At 42.3% G+C, this 23,358-nt stretch carries 19 protein-coding genes, 2 tRNA genes and 1 pseudogene; 11 read left to right on the top strand and 11 right to left on the bottom strand.

From position 1 onward, the window contains the following. Window positions 1–355: 355 nt before the first annotated feature. The 3 genes and pseudogenes from PTE_RS22710 to PTE_RS05515 form a co-directional block, all read right to left on the bottom strand. Complete coding sequence (locus PTE_RS22710) at window positions 356–1,942, bottom strand: serine hydrolase domain-containing protein (RefSeq protein ID WP_051477204.1); 1,587 nt, start codon at window positions 1,940–1,942, stop codon at window positions 356–358. 200 nt (window positions 1,943–2,142) lie between these two features. After that, window positions 2,143–3,738 carry a serine hydrolase domain-containing protein gene (locus PTE_RS22705; protein WP_051477202.1) on the bottom strand — a complete coding sequence of 532 codons (1,596 nt, stop codon included), beginning with the start codon at window positions 3,736–3,738 and terminating at the stop codon, window positions 2,143–2,145. Window positions 3,739–4,022: 284 nt separating this feature from the next. Beyond that, window positions 4,023–5,438: pseudogene (locus PTE_RS05515) on the bottom strand (serine hydrolase domain-containing protein); the annotation flags it as partial. Window positions 5,439–5,869: 431 nt separating this feature from the next. Between PTE_RS05515 and PTE_RS05510 the strand changes: the two are divergent. Further along, window positions 5,870–6,136: a DUF1435 family protein gene (locus PTE_RS05510; RefSeq protein WP_051477200.1), complete on the top strand. Its 267-nt coding sequence runs from the start codon at window positions 5,870–5,872 to the stop codon at window positions 6,134–6,136. A gap of 57 nt (window positions 6,137–6,193) precedes the next feature. Here the strand turns inward: PTE_RS05510 and PTE_RS05505 are convergent. The 3 genes from PTE_RS05505 to rsmC form a co-directional block, all read right to left on the bottom strand. After that, window positions 6,194–6,280: transfer RNA gene (locus PTE_RS05505), tRNA-Leu, on the bottom strand. Between the two features lie 48 nt (window positions 6,281–6,328). Continuing rightward, a tRNA-Leu gene (locus PTE_RS05500) sits at window positions 6,329–6,415 on the bottom strand. Between the two features lie 173 nt (window positions 6,416–6,588). Further along, entirely contained in the window at window positions 6,589–7,605 is a 1,017-nt protein-coding gene (gene rsmC / locus PTE_RS05495; protein WP_036843917.1) for a 16S rRNA (guanine(1207)-N(2))-methyltransferase RsmC, read from the bottom strand. Between the two features lie 135 nt (window positions 7,606–7,740). On the opposite strand from rsmC, the gene PTE_RS05490 reads away from it, so the two are divergent. The 7 genes from PTE_RS05490 (at window position 7,741) to PTE_RS05460 (ending at window position 14,591) form a co-directional block, all read left to right on the top strand. Further along, window positions 7,741–8,154 (top strand): DNA polymerase III subunit psi, encoded by a 414-nt coding sequence (locus PTE_RS05490; protein ID WP_036843915.1) that lies wholly within the window; start codon window positions 7,741–7,743, stop codon window positions 8,152–8,154. Continuing rightward, window positions 8,123–8,569, top strand: coding sequence for a ribosomal protein S18-alanine N-acetyltransferase (rimI, locus tag PTE_RS05485; protein WP_036843914.1), 447 nt, complete (start codon window positions 8,123–8,125; stop codon window positions 8,567–8,569). Before PTE_RS05490 ends, rimI begins: the two co-directional genes overlap by 32 nt. A 156-nt stretch (window positions 8,570–8,725) precedes the next feature. Continuing rightward, the gene (gene prfC, locus PTE_RS05480; RefSeq protein WP_036843912.1) at window positions 8,726–10,315 is read left to right on the top strand and encodes a peptide chain release factor 3; all 1,590 of its coding nucleotides are present in this window, start codon (window positions 8,726–8,728) and stop codon (window positions 10,313–10,315) included. A 307-nt stretch (window positions 10,316–10,622) separates the two neighbouring features. Beyond that, complete coding sequence (locus PTE_RS05475) at window positions 10,623–11,000, top strand: BON domain-containing protein (protein WP_036843910.1); 378 nt, start codon at window positions 10,623–10,625, stop codon at window positions 10,998–11,000. 181 nt (window positions 11,001–11,181) lie between these two features. Continuing rightward, window positions 11,182–12,246 carry a patatin-like phospholipase family protein gene (locus PTE_RS05470; RefSeq protein WP_036843909.1) on the top strand — a complete coding sequence of 355 codons (1,065 nt, stop codon included), beginning with the start codon at window positions 11,182–11,184 and terminating at the stop codon, window positions 12,244–12,246. Window positions 12,247–12,250: 4 nt separating this feature from the next. Then, the gene (locus tag PTE_RS05465; RefSeq protein ID WP_036843908.1) at window positions 12,251–13,024 is read left to right on the top strand and encodes a TatD family hydrolase; all 774 of its coding nucleotides are present in this window, start codon (window positions 12,251–12,253) and stop codon (window positions 13,022–13,024) included. A gap of 301 nt (window positions 13,025–13,325) precedes the next feature. Next, a complete protein-coding gene (locus PTE_RS05460; protein WP_192903225.1) occupies window positions 13,326–14,591 on the top strand; it encodes a NupC/NupG family nucleoside CNT transporter in 1,266 nt (421 codons plus the stop codon). 315 nt (window positions 14,592–14,906) lie between these two features. Here the strand turns inward: PTE_RS05460 and PTE_RS05450 are convergent, their stop codons facing one another. From PTE_RS05450 to tssI, 5 genes are read right to left on the bottom strand one after another with little or no spacing between them, the layout of a single operon-like run. Then, window positions 14,907–15,629 (bottom strand): Imm52 family immunity protein, encoded by a 723-nt coding sequence (locus PTE_RS05450; protein ID WP_036843905.1) that lies wholly within the window; start codon window positions 15,627–15,629, stop codon window positions 14,907–14,909. A gap of 14 nt (window positions 15,630–15,643) precedes the next feature. Continuing rightward, on the bottom strand, window positions 15,644–16,420 hold the full coding sequence (locus tag PTE_RS22700) for a restriction endonuclease fold toxin 5 domain-containing protein (protein ID WP_051477198.1): 777 nt from the start codon (window positions 16,418–16,420) through the stop codon (window positions 15,644–15,646). Between the two features lies 1 nt (window position 16,421). Then, window positions 16,422–16,763: a hypothetical protein gene (locus PTE_RS05440; RefSeq protein WP_036843904.1), complete on the bottom strand. Its 342-nt coding sequence runs from the start codon at window positions 16,761–16,763 to the stop codon at window positions 16,422–16,424. Continuing rightward, a complete protein-coding gene (locus tag PTE_RS05435; RefSeq protein WP_036843903.1) occupies window positions 16,760–17,254 on the bottom strand; it encodes a DUF4123 domain-containing protein in 495 nt (164 codons plus the stop codon). Before PTE_RS05435 ends, PTE_RS05440 begins: the two co-directional genes overlap by 4 nt. Continuing rightward, the gene (gene tssI / locus PTE_RS05430) at window positions 17,254–19,266 is read right to left on the bottom strand and encodes a type VI secretion system tip protein TssI/VgrG (RefSeq protein ID WP_036843901.1); all 2,013 of its coding nucleotides are present in this window, start codon (window positions 19,264–19,266) and stop codon (window positions 17,254–17,256) included. Before tssI ends, PTE_RS05435 begins: the two co-directional genes overlap by 1 nt. Before the next feature lie 583 nt (window positions 19,267–19,849). On the opposite strand from tssI, the gene deoC reads away from it, so the two are divergent. The 3 genes from deoC to deoB all read left to right on the top strand — a co-directional run bounded on the left by deoC (window position 19,850) and on the right by deoB (window position 23,318). After that, a complete protein-coding gene (gene deoC / locus PTE_RS05425; RefSeq protein WP_036843900.1) occupies window positions 19,850–20,629 on the top strand; it encodes a deoxyribose-phosphate aldolase in 780 nt (259 codons plus the stop codon). Between the two features lie 72 nt (window positions 20,630–20,701). Beyond that, window positions 20,702–22,024: a thymidine phosphorylase gene (gene deoA / locus PTE_RS05420; RefSeq protein WP_036843899.1), complete on the top strand. Its 1,323-nt coding sequence runs from the start codon at window positions 20,702–20,704 to the stop codon at window positions 22,022–22,024. A gap of 70 nt (window positions 22,025–22,094) precedes the next feature. Then, window positions 22,095–23,318, top strand: coding sequence for a phosphopentomutase (gene deoB / locus PTE_RS05415; protein WP_036843898.1), 1,224 nt, complete (start codon window positions 22,095–22,097; stop codon window positions 23,316–23,318). The last annotated feature ends 40 nt before the right edge of the window (window positions 23,319–23,358 follow it).

The raw sequence follows: 23,358 nt of genomic DNA, 5'->3' as shown, positions 1-23,358 counted from the left end.
GTATATTATGATTTAAGCTATTTTCCTAACACCAGATTAGAAAATATGAGCCAATATCACATAAATTACCCTTTATCGTAAATTTATCTCCCTTCTACTACAATAAATATTAAATTGCATCTCTAATTATAGGAAAAATATGTTCTTAATGATTTAAGAACGATGAGAATATAAACCAAAAACAATCCATGAAGCAATTAAAATATCACAATCATGTCGGACAGACAGAACATAGTCATAATAGTTCTGCCTGAAAATAAATAGATTAGATAGAAAATATCCTTATGATCTCAATCGAATCTCTTCATCCTACCAGAAAAACACGGTTCTTAATTCATATTTACAACCCTATCAATTAAACCGGAATAAATTCTATCTTCCAACAACGTGAATCATTGAGATAGAGGCGAGGTTTATCCGTATCAGAATCCCATTCGAAATCAACAATAAGTTGAGTACTGGGATGGAAATAACTATTCTCGTAAACCCACCGTAAGACCTCTTTTTTCCCAGGAAAGATAACCGCATCAATATAAAGATCATCACTAGATACTTCAATATTTGTCATTGATTCCGTTTCGTGATTATAATAGCGACCTGATAATCGTTGAATATCAATATCGCCTTTATCAGTCATTTTTCTCAAATAAAAAATATTACCATTTTCATCAATCTGTTCCAGTGCGATAACACTATTATCTTCAATGACAGGTCTGAATCGAATTTCTCCCCCCTTCTCTTGGAATGTTCCATCAGCGTTAAAGATAATCGGATTACCTTTCTCGAATAAATTACCTAATAAATAGCAATCTTCCTTGGTAATAATATAAGGATAGGGATCTGCCCCTTTGAACATACCGGTGATATCAATATTACTGGTTCGGCAATGCTCTGGCTCAGTCATATCAGTGTTAAATAATACATTAAGACATTGATTAGTAAATTCAACGGTATTAATACCTGTTGCAGCAGTAATCACGATACCTAATTTAACATCAGGTAAAACACAAACATCAGCTTTAAAACCACCATAGGAACCATCGTGCCGTATTATTTTTTGCCCTTCACGTTGGCTGATCATCAAACCGTAAGCATAATTGTTACGATTGCCATTGGTTAAATTTGGTGTACGAGATAATTGAGGCAACATATCCCGAACAATCGATGGTGAATAAAACGCTTTTATCCAGCGACATAAATCACTCACTGTAGAACGTAGCCCCGCACTCCCTATAGTTGAATCGTTGTGATCCGATCTTATCCATTGATTTACATCTTCGTTATAGACATAACCTATCGCCCGGTCAGAAATAACCTCAGTCACATCATCATAGAAAGAGGTATTATTCATCTTTAATGGAATAAAAATATTTTCTTTCGCATATTCTCTTAATGATTTACCTGAAACAACTTTGATAATTTCCGCCAACAAATTATAGCCCGTATTGCTATAGCGAAAATATTCCCCAGGAGTAAAATTAAGCTTTTGTTGCCGTTGAATCAGTTTTCTCAATAAACCCATACTGCGGTGGTCAAAATCTGAGTTTTTACCTGCCAAGCCATAAGGAACATATTTATCCCGTAACCCACTGGTATGATGAATAAGATGCTCGATGGTAATATCAGAGAAATGTGCCGGGAAATAATCCACATACTTCCCAACTTTATCCTTGACATTGAGCTTTCCTTCTTTTTCCAGTAAAGCAATACAAAAAGCGGTGAACTGTTTTGAGACACTCGCCATATAGAATTTCGTATTTGGGGTTACAGCAGCAGAATGTTCAATGCTGGCTTGCCCGATATAGCGCTTATAAATGGTTTCATTTCCGTGGGTAACAGCAATCGCGAGAGCTCCACCCTTTTTCTTCTTTTCAATATCAACCAATTCATCTATTTTCTTGAGAAGCAACTTCATTTTATTTATAAATATAGTAGATTCCATTATTATTTTCCTTATTTAAGGTTATACAAACAAAGCACATATATACAATCTGATAATACGATGTAATAAGGCAGAACATGAATATGGAAGTTCTGCCTAAGAAAAAGTCCGTCTGGTAGAAAATATCTTGAGGATCTCAATAGAATTCACCATCCTGCCAGAACAACACTGTTATCAATGTGTGTTTACTGTCATCTCAATCAAAATGCGACAAATTCTACATTCCAGCAACGACCATTACTGAGATAAAGGTAAGGTTCATTCGTGTCAGGGTCCAATTCAAAATCAATAATAAGCTCTGTGCTAGGAGAAAAATAACTATTCCCATAAACCCGATGTAAGACTTCTTTTCTTTCAGGAGAAATAATTGCATCGATATAAAGTTCATCACCAGAGGCTGCAACAGTGAGCACAGCTTCTGTTTCGTGGTTATAATAATATCCTAACAGTAGCTGAATATCGGTACCACCATCATCAATCATCTTATCTAAATAAAAAACATTGCCATTTTCATTAATCTGCTCCAATGCAATAACACTATCATTTTCAATAACAGGTCTGAACCGAATTTTCCCATCCTCCTCTTGGAATGTTCCATCAGAGTTAAAGATAATCGGGTTACCTTTCTCGAATAAATTACCTAATAAATAGCAATCTTCTTTGGTAATAATATAAGGATAAGGTTGTATTCCTTTGAAAATACCCGTAATATCGATATCATTAGTCCGACAAGGCTGTTTTTCTAGTTTAGTACCATTGGGATTAAACAATACATCAAAACACTGTCGAACAAACTTAGAGACATTAGTATTCATTGCAGAAGTAACGGTAATACCTAATTCAACATCAGGCAAAATACAAACTTCTGATCTGAAGCCACCATAACCACCATCATGTCGTATTATCTTTTGCCCTGCACGTTGGCTGATCGCAAAACCGTAAGCATAATCATTACGATTGCCATTAGTTAAATCTGGTGTACGAGATAATTGAGGCAATAGATCCTGAACAATAGATGGCGAATAAAACGCTTTCATCCAGCGACACAAATCATTCACTGTAGAATACAGCCCCGAACATCCTACCGCCGCATCGTTGAGATCTTCTCTTATCCATCGGTTCGAGTCCTCGTTATAGGAGTACCCCACTGCCCGGTCAAAAATAATCTCGGTAACATCATCATAGAAAAAGGTATCTTTCATCTTTAATGGGGCGAAAACATTTTCTTCTGCATATTCTCTCAGCGACTGACCTGAAACCACGCTGACTATTTCCGCCATTAAATTATAACCCGTGTTGCTATAGAGGTAATATTCCCCCGGCGTAAAGTTAAGCGCTTGTTGCCGTTGCGTCAGTTTTCTCACCAAATCAATATGACGGTGGTCAAAGGCTGAATTTTTACCTGCCAGGCTATAAAGTAAAAATTGATCACGTAATCCACTGGTATGGTGAATAAGATGCTCAATCGTAATATCAGAGAATTCTGCGGGAAAATAATCCAAATATTGCCCAACTTTATCCTTGACGCTGAGCTTTCCTTCTTTTTCCAATAAGGCAATGCAAAAAGCAGTGAATTGTTTTGAAACACTCGCCAAATAGAATTTAGTATTAGGTTTTACAGCAACAGTATGTTCAATATTAGCCTTTCCGATATGGCGCTGATAAATCGTTTTATTACCGTGGGTCACAGCAACAGCGAATCCGCCACCCTTTTTTTTATTTTCAATATTAACCAGTTCGTCTATTTTCTTGAGAAATAATTCAATTTTATCAGTAGATATCTTTGATTTCATCATTAATTTCCTTATTTTAAGGTTATAAAACAGAACATATATATATGGGCAGTACTGTAAGACGTAAACAGGAAACATCCAAGTGATAATGGTTATCATTTAATATATAAAGGGCAATATAAAGTAACTACGGGAGCTGATGTTTACAAAAAAAAGACAGAACATAAATAGAATAGTTCTGCCTGGAAAAAGTGCATCTAATAGGGAATGTCTTTAGGCCCTCAATAGCATTAATTCCATTCTACTATAACAATGCCGTTCTTCATTCTGATTTATCACTTTATAAATTAAACTGCGACAAATTCTGCCCTCCAGCAACCCCAATCATTGATATAGAGATGAGGTTTATTCGTATCAAAGTCCAATTCAAAATCGATAACAAATTCAGTGCTCGGAGAGAAATAGCTATTCCTATAAACCCGCCACAAGGCTTCTTTATTCCCAGAGTAAGTAATCCCATCAATATAAATTCCATCTCCAGAAGTAAAAATAGTAATTGTTGCTTCTATTTCATGACTATAATAATTCCCTGACAATAGCTTCATATCGATACCACCATCATCAGTCATCTTTTTAAAATGAAAAACATTGCCATTTTCATCAATCTGTTCTAATGCAATAACACTGTCATTTTCAATGATAGGTCTGAATAGGGTCTTACTTCCTTGCTGTTGGAATGAACAGTCAGAGTTAAAAGTAATCGGGTTGCCTTTTCCGAATAAATTACCTAACAAATAAACATCTTCCTTAGTAATAATATAAGGATAAGGCTCTGCCCCTCTGAAAATACCTGTGATATCGATATCACAGGTTAGACAATGTGGTTTTTCCGGTTCAATTATATTCGTGTTAAACAACATATCAAGACACTGTTCAATCCATTGAATGACATTAATATTTGTTGCAGAGGTAATAGCGATACCTAATTTAGCATCAGGCAAAATACAAACTTCAGATTTGAAACCAGCATAGCAACCATCATGTTGTATTATTCTTTGCCCTTCTCGTTGGCTGACAATCAAACCGTAAGCATAGTTATTCCGATTGCCATTGGTTAAATCTGGTGTACTAGCTAATTGAGGCAACAGCTCCTGAACAATGGATGGCGAATAAAATGTTCTGATCCAGCGACGCAAATTATTCACCGTAGAATAAACCCTTGTGCTACCTACCACGGAACCATTGAGATCATACCTTGCCCACCGGTGCGGTTTCTCGTTATAAGTGTAACCCATCGTCCGATTAGAGATAATCTCGGTTATATCATCACAGATAATGGTATCTTTCATCTCTAATGAAGCGAAAACATTTTCTTCTGCATATTTCTTCAACGACTTACCTGAAACTACGCTGACGATTTCCCCCAGCAAATAATAGCCCGTGTTGCTATAAATATAATATTCCCCAGTGGGGGAGTTAAATGTCTGTTGTCGTTGGATCAATTTTCTCACTCAATCAGCATTGCAGTGGTCAAAACTTGAGTTTTTACCTGCCAGACTATAAAGTAAAAATATATCCCGTAACCCGCTGGTATGATGAATAAGATGCTCAATGGTAATATCAGAGAAATGCGCGGGTAAATAATCCAAATATTGTCTGACTTTATCCTTGACGTTGAGCTTTCCTTCTTTCTCCAGCAAGGCTATGCAAAAAGCCGTGAATTGTTTTGAAGCATTCGCTAAATAGAATTTAGTATTCGGCGCAAACGGAAGATGACCAGTATGAGTAGTGCTTATATGGACAAGGTGTTAATAGCAGGATTAAGTTAGCTGGGTAAAAAATGAACACTTGCGCTCTCACCCTGGGGTTTATCATTCATCCAAATAATTAAAAAATACGATATAAAACAATCAGGATAATACTGGTTTGGATAAAGGAGAATAGACTCCTTCTCAGCCTATTGTGCTGGAGATTCCTTTGATTATTTAATTGAGATCTCCAAAAGAAAATCCGGTAGAAGAATATATCAATAAAAAATACCAAGATAATAATAAAATCCAAGCTCATCCCAAAGTGAAAAGACTATTAGACTGGCTGAAATTAACGGCTAAATCCGATTATTGCAACTGGCTTGTACTTCACACTTTTTCGTATATGATATTGGTAATCATTATCATTTAAGTTGGTGCAAGTTATGATCAGGGTTAAAGATAGAGAAAGATCGTTTTTCTGGCAGGGTATCACCAGTTTGTGGGGAATGGGGTTATCCAGTTTGGCCGGAATGCTATTCGTCATCGTCAATCCTGGGGCTGAGCAGCTTAAAATTGGGGTTGTCGTTGCGATGCTGTTGACTTTATTCATGTTGCTGAACCAGAAGTCACGCCATTTTCTGCTAATACCATCGGGGTTTGCTGTGTTGTGTGTCTTATTAGCGGGAGCACACCGGTTTAGCTGTTTTTGATGTTTTGTTGAAGAAAAAACAGGTGCGAAGGAAGATTGATGCGGAAAATGAACAGATTGGTGCGAAAGGAGGGACTTGAACCCTCACGTCCGTAAGGACACTAACACCTGAAGCTAGCGCGTCTACCAATTCCGCCACCCTCGCAAGTACTGCCATTTTTTGTTGCCGAATTTAATCAGCGATTGTCTGATTTGGTGCGAAGGGGGGGACTTGAACCCCCACGTCCGAAAGGACACTAACACCTGAAGCTAGCGCGTCTACCAATTCCGCCACCCTCGCAAATTCAGACACTATCAGCGAGTCAGCTTGATAGCATGGGGGCGAATTCTAGAGGTTTTGCAGCCTGCGTCAATCATTATTTATTACGGCGTTGTATGATTGCCGTAAAAATCATCATTTTTTACGATTTTGTTAAAACAGCCTGTCCGTGGGCTAGGGACAGGCTGAATAAATCAGAACCTTTTCGTTGCCTGATAAACTTTAAATTTACCCGTTTGAGCAATAACTTCATGATTGCCAAAAGTTTTATCCAGTAAATCGGGATAAGGCAGGAAAGCGTTGGCAACAATCCGCAGTTTGCCGCCGGGTTTAAGGTAGTTAGGCGCTTGGCGGATCAGGTCATCCGCTGCTTGTAAATTGGTTTTTAGCCCGTCATGGAAGGGGGGATTAGAGATAATCCAGTTGAATTTATCTTCAATGTTGGAATAGACGTTACTGACGACAACATGACCTTCCAGTTTATTAGCTTTTAACGTCGCTTTACTGGAAGCGATAGCCGCTGCATTGACATCACTGAGAGTAAGCGCTAACTCAGGGTTTTTCTTACCCAGCACGGCGGCCAGAACACCAGCACCACATGCGATATCCAGTAAGCTGCCGGAGAGAGGTTTGTCAAAAGTGGAAAGGAGTAACCGGCTACCAACATCCAATTCATCCTGGCTGAATACACCCGGTAAAGTATTCACGGTCACGTTTTCTACCTGATAACTGTTCCACCAGTTTTCCTGATCAAACAGCACTTCATGTTCCAGCTGGCCGTAGAACAGGCTGCAACGGCGGGCACTGTCGATTTTATGGAAAGTAGCCATGCTTTCCATCAGTTTGTCTACACTGCGTACTCCACTACGGTTTTCGCCGACAACGAAAATATCAATACCTTTTGGCAGAACAGAAAACAGGCTGCGTAACTGAAAGCGAGCTTCCTGCTTACTTTTAGGCCAATAGTAGATTAGAGTGTCACAACTCTGGGTAAATCCTTTTTCTGCTGCCAGGCCGAATAAGGCATTATCGCCCAGGGTGCGGATCAGTGATTGCCAGTGATGATACTGGCTAGTATGTACTTGCACACTGGCAGCATCAATTTGGGTTGCCAGTGTGTCCTGGATATCACCGGCGAAGAGCAGGTGATGAGAGCTAAATTGCTCACGGTGACGCAAAATAACTTCACTGGCGGGGGTTAACGCAGACATTTGTCTATAGCTCCTTTATGTTCTTCATGTTCTGTGCCAAGTATCAGGGACGGGTAAATCTAAAGCCCAATATTGGCGCGGATAGTGGCCTCTGATAACATGTTACTGATTATTTTTTACAGCAGGTGAATAAATATGGTAACCCGGCGCGACAGGTTATTAGCTCTATTGGGGATTACCCAATGGGGCTTGCGTAACCCGGCGGTTTTGCAAGGTGAGTTAGCTGTTCACTTACCCGATACCACCCGTCTGCTGATTATTACTAATGACCAAATTGATTTAACTAATTCATTATTAATAGATATTTTCACAGCTATGGGGCTGGATAAATCCTCTGTTTACTGCATTACATCGGATAATGTTGCGATGTTACCGGAACAGGTCAAGTGTCCATGTTGGCTGTTGGGGGTGGATATTACACTATCATGGCAGGGAATTTCTTTGAGAAGCCCTGCATTAAATGATTTATATTGTGACGGGAAGGCAAAACGTTCCCTTTGGCAGCAGATTTCACAACATGAACAACATTTCTCTATTAACTCCCGCTGATCTCCCGTCCGCTTTTCTGGTTGAGAAAGCCAGTCATGCGTTTCCGTGGAGTGAGAAAACATTTTTCAGTAATCAGGGTGAGCGGTATCTGAATTATAAAATAGTGATTAATGAACAGCTTATTGGTTTTGCTGTAACCCAATTGATATTAGATGAAGCAACCCTGTTTAATATTGCCATTCATCCCGACTATCAAGGTCAAGGCTACGGTAAAGCGCTACTGGAGTATTTAATAGCAATTTTGCCTGGGAAGGGGATTAATACTTTATGGCTTGAAGTAAGACAATCGAATTGCTCTGCTATTAGGTTGTATGAACAGTCAGGATTTAATCAAGTGACTGTCCGTAAGCATTACTATCCTGCTGCGACAGGTAAAGAAGATGCCATCATCATGGCGTTGCCGTTATTTGCGTAATAAGTGCGATAAAATTGATTGATTGTTTATAGCACCAATTTCAGCGAAAATGAGCGCCAATTTTTCATTCACCCACGGGTTTGGCAGCTGTTTTCCTTGCGGGGAAGCGTCTAATGTTGAGTACAAGCCCGTTTACAAAGCAGAAGATTGTTATTGATGTCAAATTCCCCTTTTCAGCATGAAGTCGCTAAACGGCGAACTTTTGCTATCATTTCTCACCCTGACGCAGGGAAAACGACTATTACTGAAAAAGTGTTGCTGTTCGGACAGGCGATTCAGAAAGCCGGTACGGTAAAAGGCCGTGGTTCAAATCAGCACGCCAAATCTGACTGGATGGAAATGGAAAAGCAACGTGGTATCTCCATTACCACGTCTGTGATGCAGTTTCCTTACAGCGATTGCCTGGTTAACCTGCTTGATACGCCGGGGCATGAAGACTTCTCTGAAGATACTTACCGTACATTGACGGCTGTTGACTGTTGTTTGATGGTCATTGATGCCGCTAAAGGGGTTGAAGATCGTACACGTAAACTGATGGAAGTGACCCGTCTGCGCGATACTCCAATTCTGACGTTCATGAACAAGCTTGATCGCGATATCCGTGATCCAATGGAACTGATGGATGAAGTGGAAAATGAGTTGAATATCGCTTGTTCCCCAATCACCTGGCCGATTGGCTGTGGTAAATATTTCAAAGGGGTTTACCACCTCTATCTTGATGAAACTTATCTGTATCAGACCGGAAAGGGTCATACTATTCAGGAAGTTCGCGCTATCAAGGGGCTGAATAACCCTGAGCTGGATGCGGCGATTGGTGAAGATCTGGCTGAACAATTGCGTCAGGAACTGGAACTGGTTCAGGGGGCTTCCCATGAATTTGATCATCAGGCATTTTTGCAAGGTGAACTGACACCGGTATTTTTCGGTACTGCGTTGGGTAACTTCGGTGTTAACCATATGCTGGATGGTTTGGTTAAATGGGCTCCCGCGCCGATGCCTCGTCAGACCGATGCGCGTGAAGTCTCCGCTCAGGAAGATAAATTCACCGGATTTATCTTTAAGATCCAGGCCAATATGGACCCTAAACACCGTGACCGCGTAGCTTTCATGCGTGTGGTGTCAGGTCAATATGAAAAAGGCATGAAGCTGCGTCAGGTAAGAACGAAGAAAGATGTAGTGATTTCTGATGCGCTGACATTTATGGCGGGTGATCGTTCTCACGTAGATCATGCCTACCCGGGAGATATTATCGGTCTGCATAACCACGGCACAATCCAGATTGGTGATACCTTTACTCAAGGGGAAGATCTGAAATTTACCGGTATTCCTAACTTTGCTCCGGAATTATTCCGTCGTATCCGTTTGCGCGATCCTCTGAAACAGAAACAGCTACTGAAAGGATTGGTTCAACTCTCTGAGGAAGGCGCGGTACAGGTATTTCGTCCACTGGCAAATAACGATTTGATTGTGGGAGCGGTAGGTATTCTACAGTTTGATGTCGTTGTTGCCCGTTTGAAAAGTGAATACAACGTTGAAGCCTTATATGAACCGGTAAACGTTTCAACGGCTCGCTGGGTTGAATGTCATGACGCGAAAAAACTGGAAGAGTTTAAGCGTAAGAATGAGCAAAACCTGGCGCTCGATGGGGGTGATAATCTGACTTATATTGCACCCACGATGGTTAACCTGAATCTTACCCGTGAACGTTATCCTGACGTCAATTTCCGTAAGACACGGGAACATTAATATTTTATAAGGCTAACAATGGGTTAGCCTTTTTCTTTACAAAAATATATGTAACACAAGAGTAATTTATAATTTTAGTCGGTAAGATTCGTCTTATTTTATAGCTCTTTGCTTAATTTTCCTGTTATTATTTCTTTGTCTCTCGCCGTATTGATGTTTTTATTTTCCAATTTAACTTAGCTATTGGAGGTAATAACCTATTTTTAATTCTAATGCGGATTGTGATTCTGTTGAGATTACTTTATACAAAAACAGTTTGCATGGCTTTATAGATTCAGAAATCTAACCGACAAAAGGAAGGTATAAGATGAAGAATGTTAAATTGACTCACTCATTGATGGCTGTTGTCTTAGGTACAGCCCTGGTCAGCGGTAGTGTGTTGGCGGAAGAGTCTTTTAAAAATAAAGCGACACAAGCACTTGACAGTGCTGGTCAGAAAATTGATGACTCCATGAAAAGTGTCGATGGTTACATGGATGATAGTGCTATCACCGCGAAGATTAAAAGTGAGTTGTTGGCGGAAAAAGGTATCAACAGTACCGGCATTGCTGTAAAAACAGAAAAAGGAGTTGTTTATATTTCTGGTTTTGTGAAAAGTGAGCAGCAATCCAGAAAAGTGCTGGATGTTATCTCTCAAGTGAAAGGGGTCAAATCTATTCAAAACGGTCTGACCATAAAAAAATAATATGTTTTTCTAATTGAATGGTTGTTTTCTATTCAAATAATTTTGTTTTGTACTAATCGGATATGCGCCCTCACCAGGGGTTTTTATCAAAATATTGACTACGTAGCACCATAATATAATGACGGATAATAACTTCCCAAGTTATGCTCTCTATCCGTCATTTATTTTTTTGGGGGACTGTGTGGGGAAACGTATACCGATAACTTTGGGAAATATTGATCTATTATCCCATAAATATAAATCGCATATTAAATCTGGAAAGGTTGCACTTGTTTGTGAGGGTGGGGGGCAGCGCGGTATTTTTACTGCGGGTGTGCTGGATGAATTTATGCGCGTTGAATTTAACCCGTTTGATCTATTGCTTGGTACTTCGGCGGGTGCTCAGAACCTTTCGGCCTATATTTGTGGGCAGCGTGGATATGCCCGGCGGGCTATCACCCGTTATACAACCAGACCTGATTTCTTTAACCCTCTGCGTTTTGTTCGTGGTGGTCATTTAGTTGATTTAGACTGGTTTTTGCAGACCGTTTCTCAGGAACTTCCATTGGACATCCCCGCCGCTTTACGCAAATTTGAGGCTGGATGTGAATTTTATATGTGTGCGTGTCGTTCAGATAATTTTGAACCAACCTATTTTCATCCTGATGGAAAGAATTGGCTGGAAGTGATTAAGGCATCGAGTGCTATTCCTGGGCTTTATCGCAATGGTGTGACGATTGATGATGTTGTTTATTATGATGGTGGTATCAGTGACGCCATTCCCGTGGAAGAGGCGTATCGCCGTGGTGCTGATACGATAGTGGTGATCCGCACTGTTCCTTCGCAGCTCTATTACACGCCTGATTGGATGAAACGGATGGAACGTTGGTTGGGGGATAGCAGCCTGCAAAAGATGGTACGGATGTTACAGCAACATGCGAAAAGTTATTACTGCACACAGAAATTTATTGAAAATCCACCTGATGATGTACAGATTTTTGAAATCTATCCGCCTGCGCCATTAACTGCCAGTGCATTAGGCAGTCGTTTGCCGGCCCTGAATAAGGATTATCATCTTGGGCGTCGTTGCGGTCGCTATTTCCTGGCGACGGTTGGTCATGCATTTGTTGGTGATAAGTTTGGTATGGCGGAGCGTAAAAATTATCGTTTGAGCCGTAATGTCTCGCGCCGGAGTGAAGAAAATAGCGTTTTGGTTAAACCATCAACTACATTGGCAGAATCGCCAGAACAGATGAATAACGGATAGTTCCATGTTTATTGATACCCACTGCCATTTTGATTTTCCCCCGTTTCGTGGTGACGAACGGCGGAGCCTGCAACGGGCGGCACAGGATGGTGTGGATAAAATTATTGTTCCCGCTGTGAGTGGGAAAAATTTGCAACGGGTATCTGAACTGGCTCGCGTTTATCCGGAGATTTATGCGGCGTTGGGCTTGCATCCTCTTTATATCAATGAACATCAGGAATCGCATCTTGCTGATCTGGCGCGATCACTGAAACAGAAAAATGAAAAGCGGGTGGCTGTCGGAGAGATTGGCCTTGATCTTTATATGGCTGAGCCTCAGTTTGAAAAACAGAAAGAATTACTGTGCGCTCAATTGCGGCTGGCAAAACAGTGTGAATTACCTGTCATACTTCATTCCAGAAAAAGCCATGATCAACTGGCCGCGATCCTGAGAAGAATCGACCTTCCCCGTACCGGCGTGGTACATGGATTCGCCGGGAGTTTATCTCAGGCAGAGGCTTTTATCCGTTTGGGATACTACATTGGGGTAGGGGGAACCATTACTTATGAAAGAGCACAGAAAACCCGTCGCGCAGTTGCTGAACTTCCTTTAACTTCTCTTGTGCTGGAAACAGACGCACCAGATATGCCACTTTTCGGGTTTCAGGGAGAGCCTAACCGACCGGAAAGAATTGCCGGGGTTTTTGCTTCGTTATGTGAGCTTCGCCGTGAATCTCCTGATGAAATCGCTGTTCAGCTTTATAGTAACGGTGTTGAGTTATTTGGGTTGAATAGTTAAGTGGAATATCATAAAACTTTAACTGCGCTTACCTGATAATCATCTCTTAATTGTTTGTTATTTTGCCATCCCGATGGTTAGATTATCTTATTGTAGATTATTTCTGCTATTTTATGTGATATGTATCACATTTATCGTTTTTCTATTGCTTTTTTCGGTGGGTATTTGTGATGTAGATAGCTTGTTCATTCCGATGACTGAGTATAATCAGCGCCGAAACAGTGTCAGTGAACATTTACATTCTTACTGACATATTTAATTTATTATTAAGTGAACAGGGATTCTTCCAATGCAACTCTTTATGAGCCTGGTCGGGATGGTAGTGCTGATCTTGATCGCAGTACTTTTCTCCAGTAACTATCGCGCTATTAAACTTCGTACTGTCCTTGGTGCTTTTTTGATTCAGGTCGCTATCGGCGCTTTTGTACTTTATGTTCCCGCAGGCAAGATAATATTAATGGGTATGTCTGAGGGAGTTTCCAGTGTTATCCAGTATGGTCAGCAAGGAATGGATTTTATTTTTGGTGGATTAGTTTCCCCCAAAATGTATGAACTGTTTGGTGGTGGTGGTTTTGTTTTCGCCTTGCGTGTATTGCCTATTATCGTTTTCTTCTCTTCACTGATAGCTGTTTTGTACTACATCGGTGTTATGCAGCTCGTTATCAAAATATTGGGTGGTGGCCTGCAAAAAGTTCTCGGAACTTCACGTACCGAATCTTTGTCCGCAACAGCGAATATTTTCGTGGGTCAAACTGAGGCACCATTGGTTGTTCGCCCTTATATTGCCACTATGACCCAGTCTGAACTGTTTGCGGTTATGTGTGGTGGTCTGGCATCTGTCGCCGGTTCTGTACTGGCCGGTTATGCATCAATGGGCGTACCGTTGGAATATCTGATTGCGGCTTCCTTTATGGCAGCTCCAGGTGGTCTGTTATTCGCTAAACTGATAGTACCTGAAACTGAAAAGTCGCAAGACACTGTTGATGCGATGTCACTCGTTGCGGAAGAAGATCGCCCTGCTAACATCATTGATGCAGCCGCTTCTGGTGCGGCTTCTGGTATGCAATTAGCGCTGAACGTCGGTGCAATGTTACTGGCGTTTGTTGCCTTGATTGCGTTAGTGAACGGTATTCTTGGTGGTATCGGTGGCTGGTTTCATTACCCGCAACTTTCTCTTGAATTGGTGCTGGGCTGGGTTTGTGCGCCTATTGCTTACCTGATTGGTGTTCCATGGCATGAAGCAACAGTTGCCGGTTCCTTTATCGGCCAAAAACTGGTTGTGAACGAATTCGTTGCCTTTATGAACTTCGGCCCATATTTGCAATCGGATGATGTGGTTGCGGCTGCGGGTTTACAGGTTCTGTCAGGTCACACCAAAGCAATCATCTCCTTTGCACTGTGTGGCTTTGCTAACCTTTCTTCTGTCGCTATCCTGCTGGGTGGTTTGGGCGGTATGGCACCAAGTCGTCGTGGGGATGTCGCTCGCTTGGGGATTAAAGCAGTAATAGCAGGTACATTATCCAACCTGATGAGTGCAACTATTGCCGGTTTCTTCCTGGCACTGTAACTTTGTTGCAATATGCAGGTGGGATAATCCCGCCTGCAATCCATTTTCCTTCCAGTTTTATCTTCATCCGATCTCCTTTGGGAAACTTCGTCCTTTTGCGACAGCCTTGCTTCCCTCTATGATAGGAAAAACCCCTTTACATTGGGGGCATTCAACCCAATCTTCTTTACCTGCAATAGAAATACCGTTGTAAGTCTATTGTTCAATGGCGGTAATCACTTTACCGCCATGATCAGTCATATCACCCAGCAAGATAACGGCTTTTAACATCAATTTCCTCCATCGTTTTACCATTGGCAAATAATATCGTTGCCATTAAATCTCAGTTATTAATGGCAGTAATCCCAGATCCACTAACTGAATTTCAATGTCATTGGATTTATCAATATCGTCCTGATTTCGGCCATCGAAAATTCCTTTTTTGGTGATAATCAATGTGCCGATTTGCTCGTCATTTTGATAAACGGGAAGGACTTCTTCTGCCATAGGAAGAGAGGATTTATCAATCACTCTGGGCTGGTAAAGCATCCAGCCGACACTTAAACGATCAGGGAAGACTTTATTTTCTCGCCGGGTATAGCCGTTGGTTTCCACCTGAATAGAAGGAGAATCACGGGTAGTAGCCAAATATTTGATCAAGTCAATTAATCGGAAAAGATGAAACTGACTGATGTCAATTGTTAGTTCAAGAGCTAACCAAACCCAGTTAGGTCGAGCCATTTTCATTTTGTAATAGCCTATTCCACTAGCTATATCATCCTTTTCACCGTCCCATATGCTTTCTACAAGAAGGGGAAAATCTTTTTTATAGGATTTTTCAAAATGAGTACTTGCTGTTTCTGTTGGTCCCTGTTCATCAAATATTTTTGATTTTAAAGCATCTTTTCTAGAATATCCTGTTAAAAACCACGTTTTCTTTTGATCAAAAAAAACATTGAGCCGTTGAGTGATATGGAATAAATCTATTAACGCTGTCTTGGTGGTGACGGTTTCCCATTGTTCATAACGTACATTAATATCTATATTAATTACTGTCATTGTTGTATCTCTCTTTAAATAACGCTGCTCAACTCAGAACATGGAGTATAGAAAACACTAATATTATCCATCGTTTCAAGTAACGGCTTAAAATAGCTATAGCTAATCGGCTGCAAAAAATGCCATTCCACATAGGGCGTACTATCTAACAGATCACATATCCCTTGCTGCCTACCTGCTTGTTTAATTGCAGAACGATACCCTTTCCACCATTTTTTTCTATTCCCGCCAATATCAAAAAACTGGTCATACCGCGCCTTAGCCTCCAGAAACAAACAACGTGTGAGTTGCCAGCCATCAAACGTTACTTTCAGGCATTGAAACTCCTGAATCATCTGCGCCGCAGGGTCATAGCGGGTTTTGGCAATAAATCGCTGATAGTTAATCGTGATGGCGCTCCAACGACTGACCTTACGATACTTTTCACTTGTCACCGGAATAGCCAGACATTCTTCACACGCTTTCTGCTTTTCTGTGCTTTCACAGGCTTCTGTTTTGGCGGCAGTTTTGGCTTGAACCGCAGAGGTATCAACCGGACCCTCATCCAGGTCATCATCTTCCCAAAAGTTTGCATGGGCTTCTTCGCTCCAGACGATATTTCGATCTTCATCGGTGATTTCAGGGCTTATCACAAAATCCGTTTTCTTATGCCGAATAATGCTATCATCCTCTTCCACTGAACTCTTTTTACCTGCTTCCATCACCCCAACGGCAATTAATACCCCGGCGCAGGCGCTTGCGACGTATTCAGCAGCACCCACTGCGACAGGGGCTAGTAATGGTATTGGCATATTAACGTCTCCTATTCATCTTATTTTTTGCAATACTAAGACAATCCTTAAATTGCTGCTCTGGCTTTTGACCGGGGGATTCGAGTGCAGATTTAATTGATGAGGCATACTGAAAGTTGGGATTAAAAGCTACCAGATATAAATAAGACTGGAGCATATTTTGCTCCTGAAAGTTTAATTCCAATAAATAATCATAAGCCGCTTTCAGCCGGTGACTGAGAGACTCATGTTCGGGAACCAAATCTGCATGTTCAGATAAAATTTGATTTTTCATTTTTTCAATAAATTCATCTTTTTCTAATTTATTGAATTTATCGATTTGAACCTGAGTAAATTCAATCATAACATTACTCCTGTTACTGAATAATAAGCGGTATCATATTGATAAATCCATTTATTAATTCCATGAGTAAACGCCGCCAGTTGTTCATCATCGAACGTGTCACGAATTCGATGTAAAACACGAGGATCATAAAAACGGAAAAGCGCGGTCTGTTTTGTCGGCAACTGAATATTTAAATAAGGCACCAGATGCCGGGTCAACTGATCTAATGATAAAGGTGTCGATATCCATGATACAGAAGGAAAGGTATCTTCTAGCATGGATAATTTATCACGCCAATGATGTCCGTATTCCATATCAAATAACCAGGGACCCGCAAACGCAATTTTTGAATCAGGGTAGTGCCGGAATAACGGATTATTTACCCCGGCAATATATTTAATTTTCGCCTGAAAATAGCGTTCATATTGCAGGCCATTTACCAGCGCATAAAGCCGGGTTTCAGGGTGTTCTTCTTGATAGCTCATTAGCTTTTCATTTAATTCCAACATTATGATTGCTTCCTGATAATCGTTGTTGCCCCTTCCAGTTCTGCTTTCAATAAACAACTGATGCACAGCCCCTTGCCCGGTATTTTTGGTATTTGTGTAGGAATATCGACACTCACCTGTTTCATCTCTTTTTGTAACATATCAGGCAATTTCCCTCCCCAACCAGAACCTATACCCGGCACTCCACTACCGAAATTAATTCCTGCACTACTGGTGATACCGCCCGCATCGATTTTGAGAAAATGCCCTGCCGCCTGGAGAGTTAATTCACCGCCTGCATCAATGATCAAGGTGGTTCCTGAACGCAGATGAATTTCATTTCCTCCCTGCATCAATAACGCATCGTCGGCTTTGACATGCAATTTTTTCCCGGTCGAAACGGAGATATCATTATTAGCCAAAACACGATATTCATTATCAACACGTAAATGGGCATCGTGTTTCACATGATGAAGACGATTATTTGCAATATCGACCGTTTCATCATTTAAAATTTGAGTTTTCATATCTCTTTGTGCATGGATAAATACCTCTTCCTGGTCTTTTGCATCCTCAAAGCGCAATTCATTAAAACCTTCCCCTTTGTGAGTCTGGGTTTTAAAGGTAGTTCGGGTTTTTTCGGCAGGTAAATCCAGCGGTGGCCGATTTAAACCATTGTAGGTGCAGCCGGTGACAATCGGACGATCAATATCGCCGTTCAGATAGGAGACGATCACTTCCTGGCCGATACGGGGAACCGCCATAAAACCGTAACCGCTGCCATTCCAGCCCTGTGCGAACCGTATCCAGCAAGACGCGTTTTCATCGGCTTTATCATAACGATCCCAGTGAAAATGGACGCGAATGCAACCCTCTTTGTTGACATAAATCTCTTCCCCTGCCGGGCCAACCACGGTCGCCACTTCATCACCATCCGCCAGCGGTTTGTAACGATAGAGCGCTCGCCAGTCCTTATAACCGGAAATAAAACTGAATTCGTTATGCAGATAACTTCCTGAGCCGCCGCAGGTTTCTTGCAGTGCCTGCGGACACTTGCCGTAATGATGAATGGTCACGATTTGCCAGCGGGTGTTCATTTCATCAACCGGATGTTCGCTGAGGTCAAAGATTTTACCGGGCATCAGTTTAAAACAGTTGCTTTGCCCGCTGCCCGCCTGTTGTTGATTCTGGACTGCCTGCTGACGGCGCTGAACAAACGGTTTCGCCTCAGCATCTTTCTGAAAACGGCCATAGCTTTCAAAGATCGAAAACAGGGTTTCTTCCCCCACAACACGCGGATCGACATTGGCCCGGTGTGTCAGGCGGTAAGCGGGATTTTGCGGATTTCGGTCCTTATAGATCACCCGTTGCGGGGTCATGGAGACCCCCAGACGCACTTGATTAACCACATTCATTTCGGTGGCTTGGGCTATCTCAGGGTTGTAGACCAAGGGTAAATTGGCCGTCATGCCTAAATGGCAGTCACTGAAAAACAGTTTGTCGTCTTCAAACCAGAAATTCAGCCCTTCTTCGGCGACTAACCGGGCAAAAAAGTCATAATCGGACTCGCGTTTTTGCGTCACATATTCGCGCGTGTAATGAAACTCATTCAGTTGGGAATCGGCCAGAATATAGTGTTTTTTCAACAAGCTTTTAAGAATTTCCGGGACGCTTTGCCGGTGGTAAATTCGGCTGTCCTGATTCAGGTTCATTCGCCAAAGAGTGGGCCGGACAGTGAGGTAATAAATCGTGCGGTGAGTATGAGAATCACCCCGTACAGCCTGGGCGATAATGCCGCTGACCTGACGTTGTTCAACATCGTTGAAAACCACCCGGAACTTTACCGACTGTAATAACAGTGATCCCAAATCAATATCGGCCCGTTTACTGACCAGAGTTAAGGATAGGGTAAACAGTTCGGACAACTCTTCCTGCAAAGAGAACTCAGCTACAGCAAACGTTTTTTCTGGGAGATCGCCCGCAGTGAACGTAAAGAGCAGTCCGCTTCGTTCTGAATCAAAATCATTAACCATAAGCAATTATTACCTATATTGAGTGATCAGACTGCAATATAACCCAAATGAAATGATTGAAAAAGGATCAATTGTGTTATTTTTTAATCAAAAAACTCAATAAAAAATCTGGATATAGAATGAAGAAAGTACAGTTCGGCTGAATTAATAATGAAAAAACATGTTTCCATATCCAAAATTTTTGTCTGGGAGTGAGTTATATTTTTTATCGTGTATCATCTGTTGGTAAGAAGGTTCAATTTGCAGATAAATCAGAGGGCAAATCTGTTTTAATGTGATTCGTGTCACATATGAAATTATTATCTTGCAAATTACATTGTATTAGTGTGATGTTTAGCTCGATTATTTGAACGTTTAAATGTTCAAATAATAGTATGCCAATATTGTATGAATAAAGGCGAAGCTCGCATTAAGGACCATAAACTGAAGAGAGCATAGTGTGGTGAAAAGGAGTTCAACTGTCGCTGTGGGTATACCATGGTTACATCTTCAAGGAACCAAGTCCGCTCGCCAACAAACAATCGCTTAAAAAATGTGTGGTTTAGGCGTAAAGCCGGCCGCGATAATAACGTTGGAGAGTTTTATGACCGATTTAACCGCAGCAGCGCAGCGTGCGCTGAGTTTGATGGATTTAACGACACTGAATGATGATGATACAGATGAAAAAGTGACGGCACTTTGTCATCAGGCGAAAAGCCCGGCGGGTAACACGGCGGCTATCTGTATCTACCCGCGTTTTATTCCTCTGGCACGTAAAGTCTTGTGTGAACAGGGCACCCCTGAAATCCGTATTGCAACAGTGACAAACTTCCCACACGGTAATGACGATATTGAGATCGCTGTAGCTGAAACCCGCGCGGCGATTGCTTATGGTGCTGATGATGTTGACGTGGTTTTCCCATACCGCGCATTGATGGCCGGTAATGAACAAATTGGTTTTGATATGGTGAAAGCATGTAAAGAAGCCTGCGCGCAAGCGGGTGTTTTGCTAAAAGTCATTATCGAAACAGGTGAACTGAAAGAAGAATCTCTGATCCGGAAGGCGGCTGAAATTTCAATTAAAGCAGGCACCGATTTTATCAAAACTTCCACCGGCAAAGTACCCGTTAACGCCACACTGGCAAGTGCTGAAATCATGATTAAGGTTATTCATGAGATGGGGGTGGGTGAAACCGTTGGCTTCAAACCGGCGGGTGGCGTGCGTACCGCTGAAGAAGCAGCACAATATCTGGCATTAGCTGATCGCATTATGGGTGATAAATGGGCTGATGCCCGTCATTTCCGTTTTGGTGCTTCCAGTTTGTTGGGAAGTTTGCTGAACACTTTGGGCCATCAGGGGCAAAAACAAAGCAGCAATTACTGATAATCATGCACCTACCAGTGAGTGCGTAATGGCTGAATCTTTCCCGATTTTAATCATGATGAGGAGAATGCTTTGTTTCTGGCACAGGAAATTATCCGTAAAAAGCGTGATGGGCATCCACTGAGTGAAGAAGAGATCCGCTTCTTCATCAATGGCGTGCGTGACAATACCGTTTCTGAAGGGCAGATTGCTGCGCTGGCGATGACCATTTACTTCCACGATATGATGATGGGAGAGCGGGTGGCTCTGACTCTGGCTATGCGTGATTCCGGTACGGTGTTGAACTGGCAAAGCCTGAATCTGAATGGCCCGATGGTGGATAAACATTCAACCGGCGGTGTCGGTGATGTCACATCCTTGATGCTTGGCCCAATGGTGGCGGCTTGTGGTGGTTATGTTCCGATGATCTCTGGCCGTGGTCTGGGTCATACTGGTGGTACGCTGGACAAACTGGAAGCGATCCCAGGATTTGATATTTTTCCTGATGACAGGCGCTTGCGTGACATTATTCAGGACGTTGGCGTAGCGATTATCGGCCAGACCAATTTGCTGGCACCGGCAGACAAACGCTTCTATGCAACTCGGGATATTACCGCGACGGTGGATTCTATCCCCTTGATCACCGCGTCTATCCTCGGCAAAAAACTGGCTGAAGGTTTGGATGCATTGGTGATGGATGTCAAAGTTGGCTCTGGTGCATTTATGCCAACTTATAAAGAATCGGAACAACTGGCGGAATCTATTGTTAGCGTAGCTAACGGCGCGGGTTGTAAAACGACTGCGCTGTTGACGGATATGAATCAAGTTCTGGCGTCCAGTGCGGGTAACGCACTTGAAGTTCGTGAGGCCGTTCGTTTTTTAACGGGTGAATATCGTAATCCACGTTTACTCGAAGTTACAATGGCACTGGGTGTTGAAATGCTGGTATCCGGTAATCTGGCAACAAACCGTGAAGACGCCCGCAATAAACTCCAGTCTGTATTAGATAACGGCAAAGCAGCAGAAATCTTTGGTCGCATGGTCGCTGCACAAAAAGGCCCGGTTGATTTTGTTGAGCGTTATGACCGTTATTTGCCAACCGCTGTTTTCAGCCAACCTGTATTGGCTGAACAGCATGGATTTATCACAGACATGGACACCCGCGCTTTGGGCATGTCTGTGGTTTCCCTTGGTGGGGGGCGCCGTAAGGCAGCAGATCTTATAGATTACAGTGTGGGGCTGAGTAATATCGTTGCTCTGGGTTCAGAAGTGAATGCAGATACTCCCTTAGCTATTATTCATGCCAACAATGAAAACGAATGGCAGGAAGCGGCGGAGGCAGTACGTAAAGCTATCATTTTGGGCATAGAAGCCAAACCAGCCACACCAATGGTTTATCGCCAAATCAGCGAGTAATAACCATACTTATTATTAGATAACGGTGGCATTTCCGCATTGTTAGCGTGACTTGACGCAGGAGAAAATTATGAAACGTACATTCATCATGGTATTGGATTCTTTTGGCATTGGTGCCAGTGAAGATGCCGAAAAATTTGGTGATAAAGGATCTAACACTTTGGGACACATTGCAGAAGTCTGCACCCGTGGTGATGCTGATGTTGGCCGTAAAGGGCCTCTGAACTTGCCGAATTTAAGCCGTTTAGGTTTGGGTAAAGCGGCGGAGGAATCTTGTGGAACTTTCCCTGTAGGTCTGGATAAAAATGCAGACATCATCGGAGCTTACGCTTATGCCAGCGAACTCTCTTCCGGTAAAGACACACCATCAGGTCACTGGGAAATTGCCGGTGTACCGGTTCTGTTTGACTGGGGTTACTTCAAAGATGAAGAAAACAGCTTCCCACAGGAATTGTTGGATAAACTGGTAGCGCGCGCAAACCTGCCGGGTTATCTGGGTAACTGCCACTCTTCCGGTACGGTCATTCTGGATAAACTGGGTGAAGAGCATATGAAAACCGGTAAACCGATTTTCTATACCTCTGCTGACTCGGTATTCCAGATTGCTTGCCACGAAGAGACTTTCGGTTTGGATCGCCTGTACGAACTGTGCGAAATCGCCCGTGAAGAGCTGACTGACGGTGATTATAATATCGGTCGCGTTATTGCCCGCCCATTTGTTGGTGAAAAAGCAGGTCATTTCCAGCGTACCGGTAATCGTCATGATTTGGCTGTAGAGCCACCGGCTCCAACGATACTGAAAAAATTGGTTGATGAGAAAAACGGCGAAGTCGTTTCTATCGGCAAGATCGCAGATATTTACGCAAACGTCGGTATCACGCAAAAAGTGAAAGCGACCGGTATTGATGCACTGTTTGACGCAACTCTGGTTGAGATGGAAAAAGCGGGTGACAACACCATCGTCTTCACTAACTTTGTCGATTTCGACTCTGCTTACGGTCATCGCCGTGACGTTCCGGGTTATGCTGCTGCATTGGAGCTGTTTGACCGACGTTTGCCTGAAATGTTGAAACGGGTGAAAGAGGATGACATTCTGATCCTGACCGCAGACCACGGTTGTGACCCAACATGGCCTGGTACTGACCATACTCGTGAGCATATTCCGGTTCTGATTTATGGACCAAAAGTGAAACCCGGTTCACTGGGGCACCGCGAAACTTTTGCTGATATTGGACAGACAGTGGCTAAATATTTTGATCTGTCGCCAATGGAATACGGCAAACCCATGTTCTAATCCCGATTACTGGCTGCTTGCGGGCAGCCAAATACCACCA

This window comes from Photorhabdus khanii NC19, assembly GCF_000517265.1.
Taxonomy (GTDB): Bacteria; Pseudomonadota; Gammaproteobacteria; order Enterobacterales; family Enterobacteriaceae; genus Photorhabdus; species Photorhabdus khanii.
Note: the sequence above shows the minus strand (reverse complement) of the source record. Positions and strands in the feature narration are given on the sequence as shown.